Origin of the sequence: Brevundimonas sp. NIBR10 (assembly GCF_027912515.1) — a bacterium.
Taxonomy (GTDB): Bacteria; Pseudomonadota; Alphaproteobacteria; order Caulobacterales; family Caulobacteraceae; genus Brevundimonas.
On record NZ_CP115464.1, the window covers coordinates 284,787 to 309,168 of the forward strand.

Genomic DNA, 24,382 nt, shown 5'->3' on the forward strand with positions numbered 1-24,382 from the left:
TTCGGCGTAGGTTGAAGAACCGCCTCGTTGCTAGGCCATACGCGCAAAGGCGGCAGCGCCGGGCATCCCTGAAGGCGTAATCGGGGCAGGCATGCTGCCGATAGCGACTGAGAGCGCGGCGGCCGCGTCACGTGAGCCGCCGAACATCGCTTCGATCCCCTTCACGCAGACCGTCACATTGTCGTCGGCCAGGCGATAGTAAACCTGCTTGGCTTCGCGCCTTGTCTTGACCACATCGGCGCGTCGCAGCTCGGCCAGCTGTTGACTCAGAGCCGGTTGGCCGATGCCGGTGGCTTCGTCGATCTCGCTGACTGTGCGTTCGCCCTCGATCAGACGGGAAAGGATCATCAGGCGCTGAGGCTGGGCGTAGGTCTTGAGCCGTTCGGCAGCGGCATCTGCGGCGGGACGCGAGGCATAGAGTGTCATCGGGCGTCCACCTCCGTGCGGCAGAACCATGCCCTGTTGCTACCGGCGAGGACCGCCTGCTGATCTTGCGGTGCCGTCGCCAGAAGATCATCGCCCGGACGCCACGCTTCGGGCGCAAGGGCATCGCCCCCGGCTGTTCGCTGGAGCGCCGCCACCATGCGCAGCGTCTCGTCGACCGAACGGCCGACGTTCAGTGGATACCAAGTCATGGCACGAATGACGCCGTCGGGATCGATGAAATAGGTCGCCCGCACAGCGGATGAATCGGCGGAGTCCGCGTCGATCATCCCGTAGGCGCGGCCGATCGCCATCGAAGGGTCCTCGACGATGGGGAACGGGATGGTGACGTCGAACCCGTCGCGGATCGCCCGAACCCAGGCCAGATGAGAATAGAGGCTGTCCACTGACAGTCCCAGCAACCCACAGTCCAGCGCGGCGAAGGCCTCGGCAGCCTTGGCGATCGCCACGAACTCGCTGGTGCAGACCGGGGTGAAGTCAGCCGGGTGCGAAAAGAACACCAGCCATCGGCCGCGATAGTCCGACAGCTTGACCGGCCCAAGCGTAGAGCGGGCCTGAAAGTCGGGTGCGATGTCGCCCATGCGCAGCGGGCGCTGGTCCGTAGCGGCGGGGGTAGCAGGCGAATCCATCATTATTTCTCGTTGCCACCCCGGCCGGGTTGACGCAACTCATATACACGATTACACAGATATTGTAATTATGATGTTGAGACGAGACGACAGTGACTCCTTCCTCTGCCCTTCTGCGGATCTCGACCTTCACGAGAGAGCTCCGGCCTGCGGTTGATCTGCGTCAACGACCGATGGCGGACATGCCTGTCTGTTTCCCGCTCACGGCAGGAGTGTGCCGCCCATGAACGCCCCCTCTCTCCCCAGTCGGCTGGAGTCCACTATGATCGGCGCACACCTCGGCGCGGCAACGACGATCATCGAGCGGGCCCGGAGCGGCTCCGGGCAGGTTCCGGTCGTTCAGAGCTTCTTCGATGAACCGACCAACACCGTCAGCTATGTCGTCCACGATCCGGCAATCCGCGAGGCCGCCGTGATCGACAGCGTGCTGGACTATGACGCGGCGGCGGGTCGGACCTCCTTCGCCTCGGCCGACGCCATCATCGCCCATGTGAAGGCGGAAGGCCTGACCGTGACCTGGCTGCTGGAAACCCACGCCCATGCCGATCACCTGTCGGCTGCGCCCTATCTGAAGGAGCATCTGGGTGGGCAGTTGGCAATCGGTCGCGAGATCATCCACGTCCAGAACGTCTTCGGAAAGATCTTCAACGAGGGCACCGAGTTCGCCCGCGACGGGTCGGAGTTCGACCGGCTGTTCGAGGACGGCGACCGCTTCCAGATCGGCGGGCTGGAAGCCGTCGCGCTTCATGTGCCCGGACATACGCCGGCGGACCTGGCCTATGTGATCGGCGACGCTGTGTTTACCGGCGACACTCTGTTCATGCCCGACTATGGCACGGCGCGCGCCGACTTCCCCGGCGGCGATTCCCGGCAGCTGTATCGCTCGATCCGCCGCCTGATGGCGCTGCCCGAGCGCACGCGACTTTTCCACTGCCACGACTACAAGGCCGCCGGGCGCGATACCTTCGCGTGGGAAACCACGGTCGGGGCCCAGCGCGCAGGCAACGTCCACGTCCATGAAGGCGTCGGCGAGGACGAGTTCGTGGCCATGCGCGATGCCCGTGACGCCACCTTGTCCATGCCCAAGCTGATCCTGCCTTCGATCCAGGTGAACATGCGCGGCGGGCACCTGCCCGAGCCGGAATCCAACGGCACCCGCTATCTCAAGATCCCGCTGGACGTGCTGTGATGGGCGACCTTCTTGCCAACGCCATGCCGCTTCAGGGGCTGATCGGCGGCCTGATGATCGGCACGGCCTCGGCCATCATGCTGCTGGGCCTCGGCCGGATCGCGGGCGTCAGCGGGCTGGCGGCGCGAGCCACGGGGATCACCGTCGATGGCGCGCCGCGGCCACTGTCGATCGCCTTCGTGGTCGGACTGCCTCTGGGTGCCCTGCTCGTGGCGCTGATCCTCGGCCCCGTCGAGGCACGGTTTGAGCAAGGCTTCGCCGCCCTCGTCATCGGCGGTCTCGTCGTCGGCTTCGGCACCCGGCTCGGCAGCGGCTGTACGAGCGGACACGGCGTCTGCGGCATGTCCCGACTGTCGGCCCGGTCGCTGGTGGCGACCGCCAGCTTCATGCTTACGGGCTTCGCTACGGTCGCCGCCATGAACGCGATGGGGCTGGGACAATGAAGCGCTCGATCTTTTTCGCCCTGATCGCGGGCACCCTGTTCGGGGCCGGTCTGGCCGTGTCCGGCATGGCCGATCCGCAGCGCGTGCGGGGCTTCCTCGACCTGTTCGGTGCCTGGGACCCGACGCTGGCCTTCGTCATGGGCGGGGCCCTGATCCCCATGGCCATCGCCTGGCGAATCCAGAAGCGGATGCCTTCGCCGATGGCGGCCGAGCGGTTCGCCCTGCCCACAGCCCGCGATCTCGACCCCCGCCTGGTCGGCGGGGCTGCCCTGTTCGGCATCGGCTGGGGCGTCGCCGGCCTCTGCCCCGGCCCCGCCATCGCCGACCTCGCCATTGCCCCTGTCCCCGCCGCCATCTTCGTCGTGGCGATGCTGGGCGGGATGATCCTGCATCGCCTGCTGCCCGCCACTTCGGCGAAGGTTTGATCGCCGCCAGCCGCATCCAACACTGAGGATTATCATGCCGTTCAAGGCCCTCACGCCCTCCCTCTCGATCTCGCCACAACTCAGCGAGGCGGACGTCGCCCAGGCGGCCCGCGACGGCTTTCGCGCGATCATCGACAATCGGCCGGATGGTGAGGAGCCGAGTCAGCTCAGCGCCGCCGAGATGCAGGCCCTGGCCACCGCGCACGGCATGAGCTTCGCCCATGTGCCGACGGTGGGCGGCAAGATCACCGACGGCGACGTCGCCGGCATGGCCGACGCCCTGATGCGCCTCGACGGACCTATCCTGGCCTACTGCCGCACCGGCACTCGCTCGACCACACTCTGGGCCCTGACCCAGGCCGGGGCGCAACCGGCGGAGGCCCTGATCGCGATCGCCGCCGGAGCGGGCTATGATCTTTCGGCGCTGCGCCCCCGGCTGGAAACCCGAATGACCGCACCGACGGGCGCGCGCCCCCAGCAGGCCGACGTCGTCATCGTCGGCGGCGGATCGGCGGGTCTGGCCACGGCCGCCTCCCTGAAGGAACGCGATCGTAACCTGGACATCGTGGTGATCGAGCCGCGCGAGACCCACGACTATCAGCCCGGCTGGACCATGGTCGGCGGCGGCGTCTTCGACGTGAGGGACACTCGCCGGGCCGAGGCGTCTGTAATTCCAGCCGGCGTGCGCTGGATCAAGGGCGCGGTCGCCAGCTTCGAACCGGAGCAGGACCAGGTCACCCTGGAAGACGGCAGCACGGTCGGCTACCGCGCCCTGGTCGTGGCTTCCGGCAACACCCTGGACTGGGCCGCGATCGACGGCCTGCCCGAAACGCTCGGCAGGAACGGCGTCACCTCCAACTACAGCTACGAGACCGCCCCCTACACCTGGGACCTGGCTCAGAACCTGAAGGGCGGTACGGCCCTGTTCACCCAGCCTGCGATGCCGATCAAATGCGCCGGGGCACCGCAGAAGGCGATGTATCTGTCCTGTGACCACTGGCTACGGACCGGCGCGCTCAAGGATATCGACGTCCAGTTCCACAACGCGGGCGCGGTCCTGTTCGGCGTGAAGGAGTTCGTGCCGCCTCTGATGGAGTACGTCAGCCGCTACGGCATCGACCTTCAGTTCGAATCCACCCTGATCGCCGTCAACGGTCCCGACCGGACCGCCACCTTCAAGGAGAAGGCGGGCGAGGTCACGAAATCCTTCGACATGATCCACGTCACGCCGCCGCAAAAGGCACCGGCCTTCATCGCCCGCAGCCCGCTGGCCAATGAGGCGGGCTACGTCGACGTCGATCAGGCCAGCCTCCAGCACGTCCGCCACGCCAACGTCTTCGGCCTGGGCGACGGCGGTTCGACCCCCAACGCCAAGACGATGGCGGCAGCGCGCAAACAGGCACCGGTCGTGGCCGACAACGTGATCGCCATCCTGGCCGACAAGGTGCCCACGGCAGTCTACAATGGTTACGGCTCCTGTCCGCTGACGGTCGAGCGGGGCAAGATCCTGCTCGCCGAGTTCGGCTATGGCGGCAAGTTGCTGCCCAGCTTCCCCAGCTGGATCATCGAGGGAACCAGGCCTCAGCGCCTGTCCTGGCTGCTGAAGTCAGAAGCCCTGCCGTGGATCTACTGGAACGGCATGCTCAAGGGCCACGAGTGGATGGCCCAACCCCAGCATCGTGACGCGGCCTGAAATGTCATCCCTTGCGCGCTACCTTCCCGTCCTCGATTGGGGCCGACGCTACGACCGCGCGACCCTGACCAGCGACCTGGTCGCGGCGGCGATCGTGACCATCATGCTGATCCCGCAAAGCCTGGCCTATGCCATGCTGGCGGGGCTGCCGCCCGAAGTCGGCCTGTACGCGTCCATCCTGCCGATCATCGCCTATGCCGTCTTCGGCACCAGCCGCACGCTGGCCGTTGGCCCCGTCGCCGTGGTGTCCCTGATGACCCTGGCAGCGGCCGGAAGCGTGGCGACGCCGGGAAGCGCGGAGTTCATCGCGGCGGCCCTGATCCTGGCCTTGCTGTCCGGCCTGATCCTCGTGGTCATGGGCGTCCTGCGCCTCGGGTTCCTCGGCAACCTGCTGTCGCATCCCGTGGTTTCGGGCTTCATCACGGCCAGCGGCATCATCATCGCCACCAGCCAGTTGAAGTCGATCCTCGGCGTCAGCGCGCACGGCGAGGCGATGCCTGAGCTGGTGACCAGCCTGATCGCCAATCTCGGCGACATCAACGTTCCAACCCTGATCATCGGGGTGACCAGCGCGGCCTTTCTGTTCTGGGTCCGAAAGGGCCTGAAGCCGCTCCTGATGCGCCTCGGCCTGGCGGCTCGTCCGGCCGATCTGATCGCCAAGGCCGGCCCGATCGCGGCCGTCGCGGCGTCCACCCTCGCCGTGATCCTGTTCGATCTCGAGGCCCAGGGCGTGAAGGTGGTCGGAACTATCCCCCAGAGCCTGCCGCCCTTCACAGTGCCCTTGATCGATCTCGCGCTCTGGCAGCAACTGGCCGTGCCGGCCCTGCTGATCGCCGTCATCGGTTTCGTCGAGTCCGCCTCGGTCGCCCAGACCCTGGCCGCCAAGCGTCGGCAGAGGATCAATCCGGACCAGGAACTGATCGGCCTCGGCGCCGCCAATGTCGCCGCCGCATTCTCGGGCGGCTATCCCGTCACGGGCGGTTTCGCGAGATCGGTCGTCAATTTCGACGCCGGCGCCGAGACGCCGGCCGCCGGAGCCTTCACCGCCATCGGCATCCTGATCGCTGCGCTGCTTCTGACACTGCTGCTCTACGCCTTGCCTATCGCGACACTTGCGGCGACCATCATCGTGGCCGTTCTCAGCCTCGTCGACTTCAAGACCCCTCGCGCGATCTGGAGATTCTCGAAGCCCGACTTCGCCGCCCTGGCGGCGACCATCGCGGTCACCCTGTTGGCCGGCGTCGAGCCAGGCGTCGTGACCGGCGTGGTGCTCAGTCTGGCGCTCTACCTCTGGCGCGCCTCACGGCCTCACGCGGCGATCGTGGGGCGGGTGCCCGACACCGAACATTTCCGCAATGTGAAGCGCCACGCCGTGATCACCGATCCGAACGTCCTGACGATCCGCATCGACGAAAGCCTGACCTACCTCAATGCCCGGTGGCTGGAGGAGTTCGTGCTGGAGCAGGTCGCCGAACATCCCGACCTGCGGCACCTCATCCTGATGTGTTCGGCGGTGAACGGCATCGACGCCTCGGCGCTCGAAAGCCTCGAAGCCATCAATCACCGCATGATCGACGCAGGCGTCCGGATGCATCTGTCCGAGGTGAAGGGACCGGTCATGGACGCGCTGCAACGTTCACATCTGCTGGAAGCCCTCGGCGGCAAGGTCTTCCTGTCGCAGCATCAGGCCTTTGACGAACTGACCGCTGGAGCCTTTCTCCGCGCGCCATAACGCGCAATCCCGCTGGTCTCAGCCGACAATCGAGGCGACCGGCCATGTTTGATCATCTGGACGCCGTGTTGCTGGCGCGCATCCAGTTCGCCTTCACCGTCAGCTTCCACCTCATCTTTCACTCCTTCTCGATCGACCTCGCCGGCTATTTGGCAGCGCTGGAGGGGCTCTGGCTGAGAACGGGAAAGCCCGTTCATCTGGACCTGTCCCAATACTGGCTCAAGATCTTCGCCGTCGTGTTCGCAACGGGCGTCGTGTCTGGCATCGTCATGTCCTGCCAGTTCGGCACAAACTGGTTGGTCTTCGCTGTGAAGGCCGGGCCGGTGCTCGGCCCGCTGATGGCTTATGACGTTCTGATGGCCTTCTTCCTCCAAGCCGGTCCTCGTGTCATGGCTGGCGATCATCTTTAATTCCAGCTTCCCTTCCGGCTGCTCGGTCATCTGGGCCTTCATCATCGTCTTCGCCCATGTCGTCATGGACGGCTTCGATCTCGGGATCGGCATCCTGTTTCCGATCAGGGAAGGACGGAAGGAAAAGCGGGCCGGGTATGAGGTCCCGTCAACTTCGGCATGCGGCTAAACGATCATTTAATGACGATCATGTATTTATTATCGTTGTTATGAAGCGAAACTCCATCCAGATAGGAAGCAGCCGACCGGCAGGTCCTCGCGAGGGATCGGCGGCGATCGAGTTCGCGCTGGTGGCACCGATGCTGGTTCTGCTGCTGGCGGGGATGGTCGTCTATGGTGGCTGGTTCTGGCTGGCGCAGTCGGTGCAGTCGCTGGCGACCGAGAGTGCGCGGGCGGCGCTGGGGGGAATGGACGATGCCGAACGCCGGGACCTGGCGGCCGCCTTTGTCGCCCGCGAGGCCACGACGGGGTCGGGACTCGATCCCGCTCTGGTGACTACCACGGTCACCAGCGACGCCGAGGCGGTGAGGGTCAGCGTCGCCTATGACGCGCAGGCGCATCCGATCCTGCAACTGGCCGGACCCTTGCCCAAGCCGCCGACCCTGATCGAGCGGACGGCCGTGGTGCGGATCGGGGGCTACTGAGAATGCGCCGCCTCGCCACATTCCGGGCCGACCGGCGGGGCGGGGTGGCGATCATTGCGGCCCTCGGCGGAGGACTTGCGTGCGCTTTGGCGGCCCTGACGGTCGATGTCGGATCCCTGGCGCTCCATGCGAGGAACCTTCAGGGGGCGGCCGATCTGGCGGCGATGTCGGCGGCCATGGACATTCCCCGTGCGGAGGCGGCGGCCCAGGCGACGGCGACGGCGAACACCGGTGGTACGGTCAGTGTGGCGGTGGTCCGGGGGCGCTACACGGCCGATCGTGCGGTGGCCCCGGCGGCGCGGTTCAGCGCCGGTGACGTCGATCCGAACGCCGTGCGTGTAACCCTCAGCCAGCCGTCGCCGCTGTATTTCGGGCGGTTCGTGATGGGCCGGGACGCAGTGACATTGACCCGGTCCGCGACCTCGGCGGCGACGGCGGAACCGCCGCGCGCGATGTTCTCGATCGGATCGCGGCTGGCGGCCCTGAACGGGGGGCTGGCCAACCAGCTGCTAGGCGGGCTGACCGGCGGATCGGTTTCGCTGAGCGTCATGGACTATGACGCCCTGGCCAAGGCCGACGTCAATCTGAAGACCCTCGGCGACGCCATGATCGCCGACCTGCATCTCCAAGCGGGCGACTATGACGGCCTGCTGCAACAGAGCGTCGACCTCGGGCGGGCGCTGGACGTCATGCGGCCCCTGGTCGGCAGCCAGGCGTCCAGCGCCCTGTCGAGACTGACGTCGGCAGGCGCCGGAGTGGAGGTGAAGCTGGGCGACCTGATCGGTGCGGAGGCCGGTGCCGAAGACGGTCTGGCCGGTGCGCTCGACGCCTCGGTCAATGCCCTGGATCTGGTCGTGGCCATGGCCGAGATCGGCGGCGGAGACCGGCAGGTGGCACTCGATCTGGGAGCCCAGACAGGGCTGGCCGAACTGAAGGTCTCGCTGGCCATCGGGGAGCGGCCCAACCGGTCGCCCTGGCTGACGGTCACGGGGGAGGGATCGCCGATCGTCCGCACCGCCCAGGCGCGGCTGTATCTGAAGGCCCGCACATCGCAGAAGCTGTCGGGCCTCGCCCAGGTCAACCTGCCCATTCTGATCGAGCTGGCCTCGTCGGAGGCCCGGCTGGACGCCATCGACTGTACGCCCGGGCGCTCGGTGACGCTGGGCGTGCGTCCGGGGATCGCCAGGGCCTCGATCGGGGTGATCGACGAGACCCGGCTGGGGGATTTCAAACAGATCCTGGACCCTACCCCCGCGACCCTGATGTCGGTCCTGGGGTTGGTCAGCCTGACCGGCTCGGCCGAGGTCGAGGCGGCGGATCAGGGGTTCACGGCAGTGCCCTTTTCGGACGCCGACATCACGGCCCAAACGACCCGGACCGTGCGGACGACCGGGGCCCTGAACGGGATCGTGGTCAGTCTGTTGCAGCGGCTTCAGGTCAACGTTCAGGTCGTCGGCCTCGGCCTGGGGTTGGCAGGTATCGTGCAGGCGCTGGGCACATTGCTGGCACCGCTGGGCCCGGTGCTGGACGCGGCGATCAATCCGGTCCTGGACCTGCTGGGCCTGTCGTTCGGTGAAGCTGACGTGACGGTGCATGGCGCGACCTGTCCCAAGGCCGGGGGACGCGCGGCGCTGGTGGGTTGAGGTGGCCAAGGCTTGAGGCAGGGCGCGGCTGGGTGCGATAGACGGGCATGACCCAGATCGACACGCCCCCGGCGACACCGTCCGACATGACCTATGCCCGCTATCTGGGGCTGGACCGTCTGCTGTCGGCCCAGGACCCATTCTCGGACGAACACGACGAGATGCTGTTCGTCATCATCCACCAGACCAAGGAACTGTGGCTCAAGCAGATCCTGCATGAGGTGGCCCTGGCCCAGTCGCTGGTGCGGAACGGCGATCTGGTTCCGGCCTACAAGTCGCTGGCCCGGGTCAGCCGCATCCAGTCGGTGATGACCCAGAGCTGGGACATCCTGGCCACCATGACCCCCGCCGACTATCTGCGGTTCCGGGGCGTGCTGGGGTCGAGTTCTGGCTTCCAGAGCGACCAGTTCCGGCGCTTCGAGGCCATGCTGGGGCTCAAGGACGCGAGGTTCCTGAGTTTTCAGGAGGACCGGCCCGAGGCGCATGCCGCTCTGGCCGAGGCGATCGCCGCCCCCAGCCTGTATGACGACACCCTGGCACAGCTGGCCAAGGCGGGATTGCCGGTTCCGCCCGACGTACTGGGCCGGGACGTCAGCCGGCCCTACCAGCCGTCGGAAGGGGTCGAGGCGGCCTGGCTTGAGGTCTATCGCGACACCGAGCGGTGGTGGGCCTTCTATCAGCTGGCCGAGAAGCTGGTGGACCTGGACGACGCCCTGCTGACCTGGCGGCACAAGCATGTGGTCACCATCGAGCGGATCATCGGGCGCAGGCGAGGCACGGGCGGCACCGAGGGCGTGGCCTATCTGACCTCGACGCTGGAGAAGCGGTGCTTCCCCGAACTGTGGTCGCTCCGCACGAAGCTGTGATGGCGGCTTGATCGTCGCAGCCCCGATCCCGCCGCAACCGAGGGCCAGCGTGACCGTTACCGTCATCAAGACCGGAGGTTACGATGTCCAACAAGCACGACATTCATGTTCTGAACGAGCTGATCGGGGCGACCCTCGACAGCGCAGAGCGGCTGGAGAAGGTCTCCGGCGACAGTGACAGCACGGGGCACAGCACTCTGTTCGCGAGCCTGGCGTCCGAGCGGCGCGAGATGGCCCAGAGCCTGGCCGATACGGTGCGGGCCCTGGGGGGCCAGCCGCACGACGGCGGGTCGATCCTGGCCAAGGCGCAGCGGGCCGTGATGGACATCAGCCAGGCGATCATGCCCGCCGAGGCCGGGATCGTCGGTGCCGCCGACCGGGGCGAGACCGAGCTGGACCGCCGGTTCGAGGCCGCCATCAAGGACGAGCGGCTGGCCGCGACCACGCGCGAGACCCTGCGCCGGGCCCACGCAGCCATCCACCGCGAGACCCGCGAGGTCCACGACCTGCACACCAGCCTGGAGAGCCAGAGGGATGTGAGTTCGGGCCTCTACCCTCAGTAACTCACTGATGTGCAATGAAAAAAGGCCCCGATCGCGAGATCGGGGCCTCTGTCATTTGGACGGGTCACGCGACCCGCAACATCATGCTTCGTCGGTCGACTTGTCGGCGGTGCCGGTGACGGGGACGACGGCGCCCTTGGCGGGGCGGACGGTCTGGCGTTCGGCGATCCGGGCCGACTTGCCGCGACGGTCACGCAGGTAATAGAGCTTGGCGCGCCGGACGACGCCGCGACGCTTGACTTCGATCGCGTCGATGTTCGGCGACAGGATGGGGAATTTGCGCTCGACGCCTTCGCCGAACGAGATCTTGCGGACGGTGAAGCTCTCGTTCACGCCGCCGCCGTCGCGGGCGATGCAGACGCCTTCGAAGGCCTGGATGCGTTCGCGCTCGCCTTCCTTGATCTTGACCATGACGCGCAGGGTGTCGCCGGGCTGGAAGTCGGGGATCGCGCGGACGGCGATCAGGCGGGCTTTTTCTTCGGCTTCGATGGTCTGAAGGATGTTGGCCATGGTCTTCTATTCTCCTCGGGCTTTGGCGCCCTTTAGCTTTGATTTGGCGGAAGATTCCGCAGGTTGATTTGCCAGATGCGCCGCCCAGAGATCCGGCCGACGCTCCCGCGTAGTTTGCTCCCTTTGTTGCTGCCGCCACGCGGCCATCTTGCGATGGTCGCCGGACAACAGCACCTCGGGGATCTCCAGCCCCTCGAACGTCCGTGGTCGCGTGTACTGCGGGTGTTCCAGAAGGCCGTCCTCGAAGCTTTCGGTGGACAGGCTGTCCGCCTGGCCGAGCACTCCGGGGATCAGTCGTACGCACGCCTCGATCACCAGCATCGCCGCCGCCTCGCCACCGGCGAGAACCGCGTCTCCGACAGAGACCTCCTCGAACCCGCGTGCGTCGAGCACCCGCTGGTCCACCCCCTCGAACCGGCCGCACAGGACGGTGATCCCGTCCGCCGCAGCCCACTCTTTCACTCTCGCCTGGGTCATGGGCCGACCGCGTGCGCTCATGTACAAAAGCGGCCGGGACGACCCCTCGACACTGTCCAGTGCCCGGGCCACCACGTCCGCCTTCAGAACCTGTCCTGGGCCGCCACCCGCAGGGGTGTCGTCCAGGAAGCCGCGCCTATCCTCGGAAAAGGCCCGAATGTCAACCAGATCGAGACTCCACAGCCCCTTCTCGCGCCAGGCCGTGCCGATCAGCGACACGCCGAGCGGCCCCGGAAAGGCCTCCGGGAACATGGTCAGGACGGTGGCGGTGAAGGGCATGGGGAGGATCGGGGAGCCGAAGAGAAAAACAGGGTCTGAATGGTCCGAATAGTCTGAAATCGCCGGGCGGCCCCGGTCCACTCAGGCGCGAGACGCCATTATAGTCGAGCCGGAAGCTACGCTATGTCGAAGGCACCAGAATTCTGCTCAAGCTTTGTTTTATAAACAGAAAATCCAGCAGCTTTGGCTTGTTGATCGAGGCTGGGTGCGCGACTGGGCAGTCATCATGATCTGATCGGCCCGAGACTACCCGCCCTCGTAAGCGCGTTGGAGAAGGGGCTGGGCCTTAGCGAGGTCATCCAGAGTGCGCATGGAGACCTCCAGGTCCCCGGTGCCGAAGTGGCCGATCTTGCGGACATCGCGTGTGAACCCTTCTTCCAACACCACGGTGTCAGGGTTGAGCTTGAGGAAGGCGGTAACGACCTTGGCTTGAGGAAAAACTTCAACGCACGCAAAATTCTTGATCCGCTTGAAGGCAACGTAGAGCTTCACTTCCTTCATCTGAACGTCGTCGCCCATGCCAAGCAGCGACGCGGCCAAGCTATCGTAAATCTCCCGCAGTTCCGGGGAGGCATTGCCAATCCGGTAGGCGATCAGTTGCGATTGTGATGGACCTTTGCTGATCGCATTGGCGGGAACGGACGCCACCTCAACTGAACTCGATGCCGGCACAGTGATCTTGGCTATCCGAGGCGTGTGGACTTGCTCGATCATCAATAGCTCGTCCGCAAATCGCCGATAGCGGATCAGTTCAATGCTTCGATTGATCTGCTTCACGGCGTGGCCGTCATAGCGGGTGAAGTCGCCCGCGATGCAGATCAGGCGCGGCGCGCTCCACTCCACCTTGGTCGCCACATCCTGGCCGAGAACGTCCATGACGAGCCACTGGAACTCCTTTTTGTGATCCATCAGCCAGTCGAGGTAGAACAGGCCCTGATTGATCACGTTCTCATTGAGGGAACGCTTGTATTCGATGATGACGGGGCTGCCGTCTTCGTCGATTCCCAACGAGTCGATCCGGCCGCCGTGCACGGGGCCGGTGCTGTATTCGGACGCAAGGAAGCGAACCCCGAGTATCGTTTCGAGATTCTTCTCAAACAGGTTTTGAAGTGATTTCTCGACTTGCGGACTTTGTGTCGGCAACTCGGTCACGCCGGGCTGGCCAAGCCGAAATAGTTTGATATCGCTCATGATGTTTTCCCCACTTCGACCTCATGAGACATGATCATCCGCCCCTCAACCCCGTGATCGTCCGGCCCGGTGCGATGTCCTCGGCCGAGGTGATCAGGTGGACGATGGCGGGTTGTCCGGCGTTGCGGGCGGCGGCGAGGGCGGCGGGGAAGCCTTGCGTGGTTTCGCATCGGATGCCGAAGGCACCGAAGGCCCGGGCGTACTGGACGAAGTCGGGGTTCTTCAGGTCGGTGGCGATGACGCGGCCGGGATAGTCGCGTTCCTGGTGCATGCGGATGGTGCCGTAGGTGCCGTTGTCGACGATGACGGTGACGGTGTTGATCCCGTACTGGACCGCCGTAGCCAGCTCCTGGCCGGTCATCAGATATTCGCCGTCGCCGGCGACGCAGATCACGTCGCGATCCGGATACAGGCATTTGGCGGCGACGGCGGCGGGGTAGCCGTAGCCCATGGCCCCCGACGTCGGTGCCAGCTGGGTGTGCATGGCGGTGTGCGGAAAGAACCGGTGCAGCCAGGCGGCGTAGTTGCCGGCGCCGTTGGTGATGATCGCGTCAGCGGGCAGGACGGCCCGCAGATGGGCCATGCATTCGCTCATGTTCGCCGCGCCGGTGACCGGGATGGGCGTGGTGAAGACTTCCCACGCGGCGTGGCCCGCGTTCGCCTGATCGTGCCAGGTGCGGCCGGGCTCGATTTCCGACAGAGCCAGGGCGGCCAGCGACACGTCGGCGGCGGCGCTCATCAGGGGCGGCCAGACGCGGCCCAGTTCCTCGGGGCCCGGGTGGATGTGGATCAGGGAGGTCGGGGTCACCTCGCGATCCAGCAATGTGTAGCCCTGGGTCGGGTTCTCCCCCAGCCGGGCCCCGACGGCGATGATCAGGTCGGCGTCCCGGACCCGCTGGACCAGCGCCGGATTGGGACCCAGGCCCAGGTCGCCGACATAGTTGGGCCGGTCGTTGGAGATCAGGTCCTTCCTGCGGAACGACAGGGCGAGCGGCAGGCCGATCCGCTCGGCCCAGTCGCCGATGGCGGTCGTGGCTTCCTGCGTCCAGCCAGAGCCGCCAAGAACTAGCAGCGGCCTTTCCGCCTTCGCCAGATGCGAGCCAACCTCGGCGACGAAGGCGGGATCCAGCGCCGACCGGGCGGGGGTCACAGGGCGGATCGCGGCGGGGCCTCCGTCGGCCTCCAGCACATCCTCGGGCAGGGCGATGACGACCGGGCCCATTCGGCCCTGTAGCGCGGTGGCGAAGGCGCGCTCGACGACCTCGACCGTGCGCGTGCTCGTTTCCAGCTCGGTCGCCCATTTGGCCAGGCCACCGAAGACTTCGCGGTAGTCTACCTCCTGAAAGGCGCCGCGACCGCGATCGGAGATGGCGATCTGGCCCACGAACAGGATCATCGGGGTCGAATCCTGATGCGCCGTATGGACGCCGATCGAAGCGTGTGTGGCGCCCGGCCCGCGCGTGACCATGCAGACGCCCGGGCGGCCGGTCAGCTTGCCATAGGCCTCGGCCATGTTGGCCGCGCCGGCCTCGTGGCGGCAGGTGATGACCTGAATGCGGTCGGTGACGTCAGCCAGGGCGTCCAGGACGGCCAGATAGCTCTCGCCGGGCACGCAGAAGACCCGGTCGATACCGTTCATGACGAGGGTTTCGACCAGGCGGCGGGCGGTGGTGACGTGTGCTTTCTCGGACATGAAGCAGGATTAGCAGAGGACCGGACGGCTTGGCGATGGAACCTGCGGCCAAGCTCGCCGTTGTGGAAGCGTCACCATTCAGGAGTTCTCCCCATGCGCAAGATCATCGCCCTCTCCATCGTCGCCGCCGCCCTGGCCGTTTCGGCCTGCAACACCGTGTCTGGCGTCGGCCGTGACGTCTCCGCCGCCGGTTCGGCCGTGACCCAGGGTGCCGAGACCGCCAAGAACTGATCTTCGACCCGGTTCGAGGATGGAAAGGCCCGCCCCACGGCGGGCCTTTCTGCGTTTCAAGCGTCACAGTATCGGGATAGGGTCGCGGCCCTGACCTTCTGTGGAGCACGAAGATGGGTATTCTGGACAGCGTCCTGGGCGGACTGGGCGAACAGGCGGGCGGCGGGATCGCCGACCTGCTGAAGGGTCAGGGCGGGGTCGCAGGGATCGCCGAAAAATTCGGCCAGAAGGGTCTGGGCGACGTCGCGGCGTCCTGGATCGGCACGGGCGGCAACATCAGCATCACGCCCGAACAGATCCAGTCGGTGATCGGCCAGGGCCCAATCGCCGACTTCGCGAAAAAGCTGGGCGTGTCGCCCGAACAGGCCAGCCAGACCCTGGCCGGTCTTCTGCCCGAGGCGATCGATCGTCTGACCCCGAACGGCAATGCCGCCGAGGCCGGCGGCCTGCTGGATCAGCTGCCGGGCGGTCTGGGCGACATGATCGGCGGCTTCCTCAAGAAATAGCCGCCGGCCGCGTCAGTCCTTCGTGGGGCTGACGCGGCTGGTGTCGCCATAGGTCAGGGCCAGGAAGACGTCTTCCAGGTCCGGGTCCTCGGTGGTGATGTCGGCGATGGTGACACCGGCTGCGCGCACGGCGGCCAGCACCTGTTCGACCGAGGACTGGCCCTTCTTGTAGGTGATCGAAAACGCGCCGTTCGGGCGGGCGACGACGTCGAAGCCGGGCACGGTCGGCAGGGCACTGAGTTCACCCTCGGGGGTAACGATGACGTTCCTCGTATCCAGCCGGCGCAGCAGCACAGGGGTCGGCTCGCAGGCCACGACCTCGCCCCGGTTCATGATGGCGATCGTGTCGCACAGCGCCTGGGCTTCTTCGAGGTAGTGGGTGGTCAGCAGGATGGTCACGCCCTCGGCATTGATGCGCCGGACATAGTCCCACAGCTGGCGACGCAGCTCGACGTCCACACCGGCCGTGGGCTCGTCCAGGATCAGCACGGGCGGGTTGTGGACCAGGGCCTTGGCCACCATCAGCCGCCGCTTCATGCCGCCGGACAGGGCGCGGACATAGGCATGGGCCTTGTCCGACAGACCCAGAGCGGCCAGCAGTTCGTCGGAGCGGCGCTCGGAGGCCGGCACACCATAGAACCCCGCCTGGACCTCAAGCGATTCACGCGGGGTGAAGAAGACGTCGGACACGATCTCCTGAGGTACGACGCCGAGCGCGGCGCGGGCGTCACGCGGGCGCTGGTCGATGTCGCGCCCCCAGACGGCGGCGGTGCCACCCGTCTTGTTGACCACACCGGCCAGGATGTTGATCAGGGTCGACTTGCCCGCGCCGTTGGGGCCCAGCAGGCCGAACATCGAGCCGCGCGGGATGACCAGGTCGACGCCGCGCAATGCCGTCTTGGGCGGCGCCTTCTTGGTGCCGGCGTAGGTCTTTTCCAGCCCGCGCACCTCGATGGCGTTGACGGGGAGGGCTTCGGTGTCGGTCATGCGGTCTTTCGGTAGAGCCACGCAGAGGTTCGTTTGACGGGGGCGGGGCCTCGGCCCTAGTTATGCGCACCTCCCCGTCCCGCCAAGGTCACGCGTCGAAAATGGTCCAGTCCGCCACCTCCGTCATCGCCCCGCCCGAAGAAGTGGTCGTCAGCTCCAAGCGCGTCGCCTGCGACGGCGGCAACGGTCATACCGGAGCGGTCCTGGGCCATCCCCTGGTCTATCTGGACATGGGCGAGGACGATTTCGTCGAATGCGGATACTGCGACCGCCGCTTCGTGCTGTCTGCCGACGCCCATTCCGAGAGCGAATACCTGGACCCTGCGGCACGTCCGCCCGAGGCGCACTGAGGATTCACACGGCCAGCAGGGCCTCGACCTCGGCGCGGGTCGGAAGCGACGGCTGGGCCCCGGCGCGGGTGGCCGCGACCGCACCGGCCGCACAGGCGAAGCGCAGGGCGTCGGCCGGCTCCATCCCTTCCAGCAGGGCCACGGTGATCGCGCCGACGAAGGCGTCGCCCGCGCCCGTGGCATCGACGGCCACGATCGCGGGCGGGGTGGCCCAGGCGACCTTGACCCCGCGATGATACATCTCCGCGCCCCTGGCCCCTTGCGTCACCACCACCCGGCCGCCGCCGTGGTGCAGGATCTCGCCATAGAAGGCGGCCTCGACCTCATTGACGACGATCAGGTCGGCCCGGCGTAGCAACTGTTCCGACACCGGGGCGGCAGGGGCCAGGTTGGCGCAGACGAAGCCCGTGGCCCTCCCCACCGCCGCCTCGACCGTCGCAATGGGCAGTTCAAGCTGGACGACCAGGGCCGTCTCGATCCGGGCGGGGAGCTGTTCGGGCGTGGCCAGGTGATTGGCCCCGGCGGCGACCACGATCTGGTTCTCGCCCGAGGGGTCCACGGCGATCAGGGCGACGGCGGTGGGGGCAGCGATATCGGTCTCGACGCCGGACAGATCGACGCCGAATTCTTCCAGCAGGGCCAGGGCCTCGCCGGCCATGGCGTCGTCGCCGACCCGGCCGATCAGACAGACCTCGGCCCCCAGCTTCTCGGCCGCGAGGGCCTGGTTCGCACCCTTGCCCCCGGGATGACGCGCCAGGGTGGCCCCCGTCACCGTCTCCCCGGCCGCCGGCAGGGACGGTGCCGAGGCGACGAGGTCCAGGTTGATCGAGCCCACCACGGTGATGTTCATCGCGCCGCCTCGAGCCTTGCCGCCTCCAGCGTTGTGGCGATCAGATCGAACACGCCCTCCCCGTCCGCCGACAGGGCCCAGTGATGCCGGGCCGTGTCCGGATCGACGCGGAACTCGACCGCCGTATGGCCCCGCGTCAGGTCCGAGGTCGTCTCGACCGCGATCCGACAGGGCCGGGTCTCGAACAGGTCGGGCCGCAGCAGAAAGGCGATCGTGCAGGGGTCATGCAGGGGTGCCGCGTCCCAGCCGACGATGGTGCGCTCGACGCCTTGCGAGAACCTCAGCATGGCCGCCGCCGCAACGGACGACGGCGTGCCGATTGCCTCGATCCGGGCGATCCGGTCTTCGGTGGCGCGGACCACATGGGTGGCGTCCAGGCCGATGGCGGTGATCCGGCAGGCGCTGGCGAACACCTCGGCGGCCGCGTCCGGGTCGGCCCAGATATTGTACTCCGCCGAGGGGGTGATGTTGCCACCCTCGCTGCGCGCCCCGCCCATGACCACCACCGGCCCCAGCCGCTCGGCCAGATGCGGGGCCTGGCGCAGGGCCAGGGCCAGGTTGGTCATCGGCCCCATGACCGCCAGGGCGACCGACCCCTGCGGCCGGGCCATGACCAGATCGACGATGGCGTCCGCTGCATGGCCCTCGGCCAGGGGGGCCTCCGGCTCGAACGGTGCCAGATGCCCTAGCCCCTCCGGCCCATGGAAGTCTCCCGCGTCAATCGGATCGCGCACCAGAGGCCGCGCCGCCCCGGCGAAGACCGGCACATCCTCGCGCCCGGCGATCTGGCGCATCATCCGGGCATTGCGCGCGGTCTTCTCGACCCCCGCGTTACCGCCCACGGTCGTGATCGCCAGCAGCTCCAGCTCGCGCGAGGCGAAGGCCAGCATCAGGGCCACCGCATCGTCCACGCCGGGGTCGCAATCGATGATGAGGGCCTGTCGCGTCATCGCCCCTCGATAGGCGCGGTGACCCGGCCTGGGCAAGCCGCACCATGACAGGACTGTAACGCCAAACCGTCTTTACCGAGGCCGCGCAACCCTTCTAACGTCGTCACAACCCTCAGGAGTTTCGCTGATGATTGCCCGTCCGACCGCCCGTACCCTGTTCGCCTCGGTCGCCGCGACCGCGCTCCTGTCCGGGATCGGAGCCGGAGCCGGAGCCGCCCAGGCGTCGGAGCCCGCTGCGGCCGTCGCCGTCGCGCCCGCCGCCCCGACCGGAACCCTGATCCCGCAGGAGAGCTATCGGCTCGACAACGGCCTGACGGTGATCTTCAACATCGACCGCTCCGATCCTGTGGTGGCCGTGGCCCTGGCCGCCAAGGTGGGTTCGGCGCGCGAGACGCCGGGGCGCACCGGCTTCGCCCACATGTTCGAGCACCTGTTCTTCCTGGATTCGGAGAACCTCGGCACGGGCGGCCTGGACAGGATGAGCGCGCGGATCGGCGGGTCGGGGGCCAACGGCTTCACCACCAACGACATCACCGTCTATCTGCAGACCGTGCCCAACGACGCGCTGGAGAAGATGATCTGGGCCGAGGCGGACAAGCTGGGCTATTTCATCAACACCGTCACCGACGCCGTCCTGACCAAGGAAAAGGAGGTGGTGAAGAACGAGAAGCGTCAGTCCTACGACAACCAGCCCTATGGTCAGGAATGGCCGGTCACCGCCGCCGCCCTTTATCCGGCGGACCACCCCTACAGCTGGCCGGTCATCGGTTCGATGGCCGATCTGAACGCGGCGACGCTCGAGGATGTGCGGGCCTTCTACGCGCGCTGGTACACCCCGGACAACGCGACCCTGGTGATCTCCGGCGACTTCGACCCGGCCCAGGCCCGCGTCTGGATCCAGAAATATTTCGGCGAGATCGCGCGCGGCTCCGGTGCCCCGCGACCCGCTCCCCGCGCGTCCGGCCTGGCCGAGACCCGACGGCTGATGCACGAGGACAATTTCGCCCAGCTGCCCCAGCTGACGCTGACCTGGCCCGGGGTGGAACGCAACCATCCCGACGTGGCCGCCCTCGATGTGCTGGCGACCTTGCTCAGCGACGGAAAGGATGCCCCGCTCAACCAGATCCTGGTCGATGACAAGAAACTGACCGCCGAGGTCAGCAGCTACACGGACAACGAACTGATCGCCGGGACCTTCGGCCTCGCGGTTCGGGCCTTCGACGGCGTCGATCTGGACGCTGTGCAGGCGGCCCTGGACGAGGGCTTCGCCCGGTTCGAGTCCGAGGGCGTGGACCCCGAGACGGTCGCCCGCATCAAGACGATGATGGAGGCCGGCTTCTATGCCGGCATCGACAGCGTCCTGACCAAGGCCCAGACCCTGGCCTTCTATGACTATGCCGGGGGTTCGGCCGACGCCGACCTGGCCGCCATCCGCGCGGTCACGGCCGCCGACGTCATGCGGGTCTATCGCCAGTACGTCGCCGGCAAGCCCCACATCGCCACCTCCTTCGTGCCCAAGGGCAAGCCGGAACTGGCGCTCGAGAGGTCAGAGGTCGCTGTGGTCGCCGAGGAGGTCATCGTCGCGGGCGCCGAACCCGCCGTGAACCAGCGCGCCGACGACAAGCCCTATGAGCGGACGGCCTCCAGCTTCGACCGCACGGTCGAGCCGCCGTCCGGGCCGGCACCGGTCCTGACCCCGCCCGCCCTGTGGACCGCGGCCCTGCCCAATGGCCTGAATGTTTCCGGCATCGTCTCGACCGAGGTTCCGCTCGCCACCTTCGAACTGTCGATCGAGGGCGGGCGACTGTTCGATGATCCCAATAAACCCGGCGCGGCCTCGCTGCTGGCCCGCGTCTTCGATCGCGGCACGGCGACCAGGACCCCGGCCGAGCTGGAGAATGCGTTCAAGGCGCTCGGGGCAACCATCGCGGTGTCGGCGGGCGACGAGCGGTTCTCGATCTCTGGCCGGACGCTGGACCGCAACCTGGCGCCGACCCTGGCCCTGGTCGAGGAGATGCTGCTGCATCCGCGCTGGGATCCGGCCGAGTTCGAACTGGCCCGCGCCGCCGCCCTGTCCGATATCCAGGATCAGAAGTCCCAGCCCAACGCCATCGCCGGCCGTGTCTTCGACCTGGTCGAATACGGCCCCGACCATGTGCTGGCGACCAGCGCCCTGGGCACCGAGACCTCGGTCGCGGCCCTGTCCATGGACGACCTCAAGGCCTTCCACGCCAGGAACCTGGCCCCCGGCCTGGCCCATTTCCGCATCGTCTCGCCGCTGGACCAGGCGGCGGTGACGCAAGCGGTCGCCGGCCTGGGTCGCGCCTGGGCCCCGCGCGAGGTCGCCGTTCCCTCCTGGCCGACGCCTGCGGCGCCTGCGGCGTCGAAGGTCTATTTCTACGACGTGCCGGGCGCGAAACAGTCGGTGCTGGTGTTCGGTGGCCCGGCCTTGCGGCGCGGCGATCCGGACTTCTATCCCGCGACCGTGATGAACTACCGGCTGGGTGGGGGCGGTTTCGCCTCGCGCCTGACCCAGCAGCTGCGCGAAGGTCAGGGCTATACCTACGGTGTCCGGTCGGGCTTCGCCGGGGCGGAACGGTTCGGGGAGTTCACCCTGTCCAGCCCGGTGCGGTCAAACGTGACCCTGGAAGCCTCGACCCTGGCTCGCGACATCATGCGCGACTATGGCGGGACCTTCACGGCCGAGGACCTGGACGTCACACGCGCCGCCATGAGCCGCAGCCGCGCTCGCGCCTTCGAGACGGCCGGGGCAAAGCTGGGCGTCCTGGCCAATGTCGGAGAGATCGGCCTGCCCGCCGACTATCTGACCCGCGAGGCCGCCGTCATCGACGCCATGACGATCGACCAGATCAGAACCCTGGCCGACCGCTACATCGACACCGACCGCATGATCTATGTCGTCGTCGGGGATGCGGCGACGCAAGCGGCGCGGCTGGAAGGGCTGGGCTATGGCGCGCCGGTGATGATGAACGAGCGGCTGGAGGCGGCGGACCGCTAACGGAAGCGGGCGCGCCGTCGCCGACGCGCCCTCGGCCGTTTCCGTAGAGAGTTGGCGGCCTAGAGGCCGACCACCCCGCCGTCGTTCTTGGTGATGACGATGGTCGCCGAGCGCGGACGGGCGTTGTTGCCGGCGCCGGACTGGCTGGTCGGCCAGTTGGACGACGGGGTCGCCGTGGGGCCGCCCTCGCCGGGGTGCTGGATGTTGACGAACACCGTGCGGCCGTCGGGAGTCGAGTCGATCCCGGTGATCTCGGCGTTGCGCGGACCGACCAGGAACCGCTTCAGCGTCAGACCGGGGGTCTTGCCGACGAACGTCGCCTGCTGACGGGTGGCGCCGCCCACGTCGGTGTTGGTGATGGTCCGGGCCGCCCCGTCGCCGACGCGTCCCGGCAGGGCCAGCAGCATCTGGTTGTTGGTCTGGTCGGTGAAGGAGCCGTCGTCGGTCTGGATCCACAGCAGGGGGTTGATCTGGCCCGACGGATTGGTCGGCCGGCCGAACCACAGGCCGTCCGGGCTGGCGAAGTCGTTGGTGGCGTCCAGGCCCGACAGGTTGATGTTGGCGTTCAAATCGGACCCGGCCCCGAACAGATAGATGTCCCACTGGAAGGTCAGGGCGACCGGATTGTCGCCGGTCTCGCGCAGCCGGATGATGTGACCGTTCGGGTTGCCGGTCTGGGCGGTGTTGGTCGCGCCGCGCGGGTCGTTGTAGTGGCGCGGATTGGCGGCGTCCGTGCCGGCCAGTGGCCGGAAGGCGGCGTTGGAGTTGGTGAGGGTCAGATACACCTCGCCGTTGGCCGGATTGACGCTGCACCATTCCGGACGATCCATCTTGGTCGCCCCGACGGCGTCGCCCGCCAGACGCGCGTTGATCAGGACGTCGGCCTGGCTCTCGAAGCTGTACAGGGTGTTTGCGGCGGTCAGAACGCCCGTGCCGAACACCAGCGGGATCCACACGCCCTGGCCCGTGGCGTCGAAGCGGGCGACATAGATGGTGCCGTTGTCCAGATACTTGTCGCCAACGGCCAGACGATCCGTACGCAGAGCATCGGCCGCATCCCAGGGCGTGGCCGAGACGAACTTGTAGAAATACTCGCCGCGCGAGTCGTCGCCCATGTAATAGACGGGCGGGCGACCGGCGACGAAGTTGGCGGGCCAGGCGCCTTCGTGCGCCAGGCGGCCAAGAGCCGTCCGCTTGCGCGGCGTCGAGGCCGGGTCGTAAGGATCGATCTCGACGACCCAGCCGTACTGGTTCGGCTCGTTGCGGAAGTCACCCGTGCCGTCGGCCGGCTGGCCGGCGATCGCCGAAGCGTTCCACTTGCGGTATTTGGTCTCGGCCGGGTCCGAGACCACCAGCGTACCCCAGTTAAGCCCGGCGACCGGGCCGCCCGCAACGCCGTAGCGGGTGAAGGCCTGGCTGACCTTGGCCGGGCGGCTGGCGTTGTCGCCGGTCGCGCGGTTGAAATAGCCGGCCCAGTTCTCTTCACAGGTCAGATAGGTGCCCCAGGGCGCATAGCCGTTGGCGCAGTTGTTGACCGTGCCACGCCCCGCCACGCCCGTCGGCGAATACAGGGTCCGCATCTGGGCCGAGCCGCGCGCCGGGCCGTTGATCGCCATCGGCGTGTTGGGCGTGATCCGCCGGTTGAAGGTCGAGGTCTGGCTGTAGGCCCAGGTGCCGGTCGTGCCGCGAGACACCTCGATGATGCCGACGCCGTGGCATTCGATCTCGCGGTCCACCTCGACCTGGCTGGTCCGGGCGCCGCCGACGACGGTCAGGGTTCCGCCGGCGTGCAGGTATTGCTCGGTGACGTTCTCGTGGTTGATGCACAGGATGCCGCGACCGTTGGCGCTGTCGTCGCGCGTCCCGGCGGCGCTCAAGCCGAAGAAATACATCCCGTCATGGTGGTCACCCGCGCGCTGGGCGAAGTTGGTGTCATTGCCCTGGTTGCCGAAGGCGGGGACGCCCGGGGCGATCGGGTCGCCGAGCGCGTACAGGACCGAGACCGTATAGCCGGCCGGCACCGTGACCACGTCGTTCAGAAGCTTGGGAACGGCCGTAAAGTCCAGGGTCGCCGGATTGACCGTCACGGTGGTGCTGGCGATGGCCAGCTGATTGTTGTTGCCCGGCGAGGTGAAGGCGAAGACCAGCGGGGTCGAGGTGGCCACGGCCGGGGCGATGAAGCTGGCGTTGTTGGTGTTCGGGTTGGTCAGGGTGACCGTGGGGCCTGAGACCTGAACCCACTGGACGCTGGTGGCATTGGTCGCCGTACCCATCAGGTTGACGTTCTTGCCCGTCGTGGTCGTCGCCGCGGCCCCGGCCGACACAGTGACGTTCGACTGAGGCTCGCCGCCGTCGCTGTCGCAGGCCGACAAGCCAAACAGGCCCGCCACCGCCGCCATGCCGCCCAGGATCTGGCGACGCGAGTTCCGGGCGTGGATGATGTCGTCGATGTGCGGATTGGACGAGAAATTGACGCAGATGTCGCCGTCGTCGTGGGTTCCGGCGCGCTTCAGCTCGGTCATGGTGGTCTCCCCCTGGATGTCAGGAGGTCACGGGTATCCGAAGTGTTTGAGGAAGATGCGTCAGGTTTCTTACTGTTTTGTATTGCGAACAATTCTCAAAAAAGGCTTTGAATACAGTCATTCCGTGGCCGGAACA

General features: G+C 67.1%; 23 protein-coding genes and 1 pseudogene. 14 read left to right on the forward strand and 10 right to left on the reverse strand.

The genetic code is table 11. The features are described 5' to 3' along the window. Positions 1-30 precede the first annotated feature (30 nt). Together O5K39_RS01450 and O5K39_RS01455 are read right to left on the reverse strand one after the other, a co-directional pair. Positions 31-426: a metalloregulator ArsR/SmtB family transcription factor gene (locus tag O5K39_RS01450; RefSeq protein WP_271145533.1), complete on the reverse strand. Its 396-nt coding sequence runs from the start codon at positions 424-426 to the stop codon at positions 31-33. Then, complete coding sequence (locus O5K39_RS01455; RefSeq protein ID WP_271145534.1) at positions 423-1,073, reverse strand: peroxiredoxin; 651 nt, start codon at positions 1,071-1,073, stop codon at positions 423-425. Before O5K39_RS01455 ends, O5K39_RS01450 begins: the two co-directional genes overlap by 4 nt. 262 nt (positions 1,074-1,335) lie before the next feature. Between O5K39_RS01455 and O5K39_RS01460 the strand changes: the two genes are divergently transcribed. The 10 genes and pseudogenes from O5K39_RS01460 to O5K39_RS01505 all read left to right on the forward strand — a co-directional run bounded on the left by O5K39_RS01460 (position 1,336) and on the right by O5K39_RS01505 (position 10,681). Continuing rightward, the gene (locus O5K39_RS01460; protein WP_271145535.1) at positions 1,336-2,262 is read left to right on the forward strand and encodes an MBL fold metallo-hydrolase; all 927 of its coding nucleotides are present in this window, start codon (positions 1,336-1,338) and stop codon (positions 2,260-2,262) included. Next, on the forward strand, positions 2,262-2,705 hold the full coding sequence (locus O5K39_RS01465; protein ID WP_271145536.1) for a YeeE/YedE thiosulfate transporter family protein: 444 nt from the start codon (positions 2,262-2,264) through the stop codon (positions 2,703-2,705). The genes O5K39_RS01460 and O5K39_RS01465 overlap by 1 nt, the downstream gene beginning before the upstream one ends. Continuing rightward, on the forward strand, positions 2,702-3,130 hold the full coding sequence (locus O5K39_RS01470) for a DUF6691 family protein (protein WP_271145537.1): 429 nt from the start codon (positions 2,702-2,704) through the stop codon (positions 3,128-3,130). The genes O5K39_RS01465 and O5K39_RS01470 overlap by 4 nt, the downstream gene beginning before the upstream one ends. 34 nt (positions 3,131-3,164) lie before the next feature. Next, entirely contained in the window at positions 3,165-4,823 is a 1,659-nt protein-coding gene (locus O5K39_RS01475; protein ID WP_271145538.1) for a bifunctional protein tyrosine phosphatase family protein/NAD(P)/FAD-dependent oxidoreductase, read from the forward strand. A gap of 1 nt (position 4,824) precedes the next feature. Then, a complete protein-coding gene (sulP, locus tag O5K39_RS01480) occupies positions 4,825-6,555 on the forward strand; it encodes a sulfate permease (protein ID WP_271145539.1) in 1,731 nt (576 codons plus the stop codon). 44 nt (positions 6,556-6,599) lie between these two features. After that, positions 6,600-6,935: pseudogene (locus O5K39_RS01485) on the forward strand (cytochrome ubiquinol oxidase subunit I); the annotation flags it as partial. 239 nt (positions 6,936-7,174) lie between these two features. Beyond that, positions 7,175-7,609 (forward strand): TadE/TadG family type IV pilus assembly protein, encoded by a 435-nt coding sequence (locus O5K39_RS01490; RefSeq protein WP_271145541.1) that lies wholly within the window; start codon positions 7,175-7,177, stop codon positions 7,607-7,609. Between the two features lie 2 nt (positions 7,610-7,611). Beyond that, positions 7,612-9,252 (forward strand): TadG family pilus assembly protein, encoded by a 1,641-nt coding sequence (locus tag O5K39_RS01495; RefSeq protein WP_271145542.1) that lies wholly within the window; start codon positions 7,612-7,614, stop codon positions 9,250-9,252. Positions 9,253-9,299: 47 nt separating this feature from the next. Then, the gene (locus tag O5K39_RS01500; RefSeq protein ID WP_271145543.1) at positions 9,300-10,118 is read left to right on the forward strand and encodes a tryptophan 2,3-dioxygenase; all 819 of its coding nucleotides are present in this window, start codon (positions 9,300-9,302) and stop codon (positions 10,116-10,118) included. 83 nt (positions 10,119-10,201) lie between these two features. Then, complete coding sequence (locus O5K39_RS01505; protein ID WP_271145544.1) at positions 10,202-10,681, forward strand: PA2169 family four-helix-bundle protein; 480 nt, start codon at positions 10,202-10,204, stop codon at positions 10,679-10,681. 81 nt (positions 10,682-10,762) lie between these two features. Here O5K39_RS01505 and rplS read toward each other — a convergent pair whose 3' ends face one another. From rplS to O5K39_RS01525, 4 genes are all read right to left on the reverse strand, one after another. Then, a complete protein-coding gene (gene rplS, locus O5K39_RS01510; protein ID WP_271145545.1) occupies positions 10,763-11,191 on the reverse strand; it encodes a 50S ribosomal protein L19 in 429 nt (142 codons plus the stop codon). Between the two features lie 6 nt (positions 11,192-11,197). Beyond that, positions 11,198-11,947 carry a tRNA (guanosine(37)-N1)-methyltransferase TrmD gene (gene trmD / locus O5K39_RS01515; RefSeq protein ID WP_271145546.1) on the reverse strand — a complete coding sequence of 250 codons (750 nt, stop codon included), beginning with the start codon at positions 11,945-11,947 and terminating at the stop codon, positions 11,198-11,200. Positions 11,948-12,193: 246 nt separating this feature from the next. Next, complete coding sequence (locus O5K39_RS01520) at positions 12,194-13,138, reverse strand: DUF5655 domain-containing protein (protein ID WP_271145547.1); 945 nt, start codon at positions 13,136-13,138, stop codon at positions 12,194-12,196. A 34-nt stretch (positions 13,139-13,172) separates the two neighbouring features. Beyond that, positions 13,173-14,831, reverse strand: coding sequence for a thiamine pyrophosphate-binding protein (locus O5K39_RS01525; protein WP_271145548.1), 1,659 nt, complete (start codon positions 14,829-14,831; stop codon positions 13,173-13,175). Between the two features lie 93 nt (positions 14,832-14,924). Between O5K39_RS01525 and O5K39_RS01530 the strand changes: the two genes are divergently transcribed. Together O5K39_RS01530 and O5K39_RS01535 are read left to right on the forward strand one after the other, a co-directional pair. After that, positions 14,925-15,062: an entericidin A/B family lipoprotein gene (locus tag O5K39_RS01530; protein WP_271145549.1), complete on the forward strand. Its 138-nt coding sequence runs from the start codon at positions 14,925-14,927 to the stop codon at positions 15,060-15,062. Between the two features lie 113 nt (positions 15,063-15,175). Continuing rightward, on the forward strand, positions 15,176-15,568 hold the full coding sequence (locus O5K39_RS01535) for a YidB family protein (RefSeq protein ID WP_271145550.1): 393 nt from the start codon (positions 15,176-15,178) through the stop codon (positions 15,566-15,568). 12 nt (positions 15,569-15,580) lie between these two features. On the opposite strand, the gene O5K39_RS01540 is transcribed toward O5K39_RS01535, so the two are convergent. Next, the gene (locus tag O5K39_RS01540) at positions 15,581-16,555 is read right to left on the reverse strand and encodes an ABC transporter ATP-binding protein (RefSeq protein WP_271145551.1); all 975 of its coding nucleotides are present in this window, start codon (positions 16,553-16,555) and stop codon (positions 15,581-15,583) included. Positions 16,556-16,656: 101 nt separating this feature from the next. On the opposite strand from O5K39_RS01540, the gene O5K39_RS01545 reads away from it, so the two are divergent. Then, complete coding sequence (locus O5K39_RS01545) at positions 16,657-16,905, forward strand: zinc-finger domain-containing protein (RefSeq protein WP_271145552.1); 249 nt, start codon at positions 16,657-16,659, stop codon at positions 16,903-16,905. A 4-nt stretch (positions 16,906-16,909) separates the two neighbouring features. On the opposite strand, the gene O5K39_RS01550 is transcribed toward O5K39_RS01545, so the two are convergent. After that, the gene (locus tag O5K39_RS01550) at positions 16,910-17,755 is read right to left on the reverse strand and encodes a ribokinase (protein ID WP_271145553.1); all 846 of its coding nucleotides are present in this window, start codon (positions 17,753-17,755) and stop codon (positions 16,910-16,912) included. After that, positions 17,752-18,705 carry a nucleoside hydrolase gene (locus tag O5K39_RS01555; RefSeq protein ID WP_271145554.1) on the reverse strand — a complete coding sequence of 318 codons (954 nt, stop codon included), beginning with the start codon at positions 18,703-18,705 and terminating at the stop codon, positions 17,752-17,754. Before O5K39_RS01555 ends, O5K39_RS01550 begins: the two co-directional genes overlap by 4 nt. Before the next feature lie 127 nt (positions 18,706-18,832). Between O5K39_RS01555 and O5K39_RS01560 the strand changes: the two genes are divergently transcribed. Then, positions 18,833-21,724, forward strand: coding sequence for a pitrilysin family protein (locus O5K39_RS01560; RefSeq protein ID WP_271145555.1), 2,892 nt, complete (start codon positions 18,833-18,835; stop codon positions 21,722-21,724). A 59-nt stretch (positions 21,725-21,783) separates the two neighbouring features. On the opposite strand, the gene O5K39_RS01565 is transcribed toward O5K39_RS01560, so the two are convergent. Beyond that, positions 21,784-24,246: a PhoX family phosphatase gene (locus O5K39_RS01565; RefSeq protein WP_271145556.1), complete on the reverse strand. Its 2,463-nt coding sequence runs from the start codon at positions 24,244-24,246 to the stop codon at positions 21,784-21,786. Positions 24,247-24,382 lie beyond the last annotated feature (136 nt).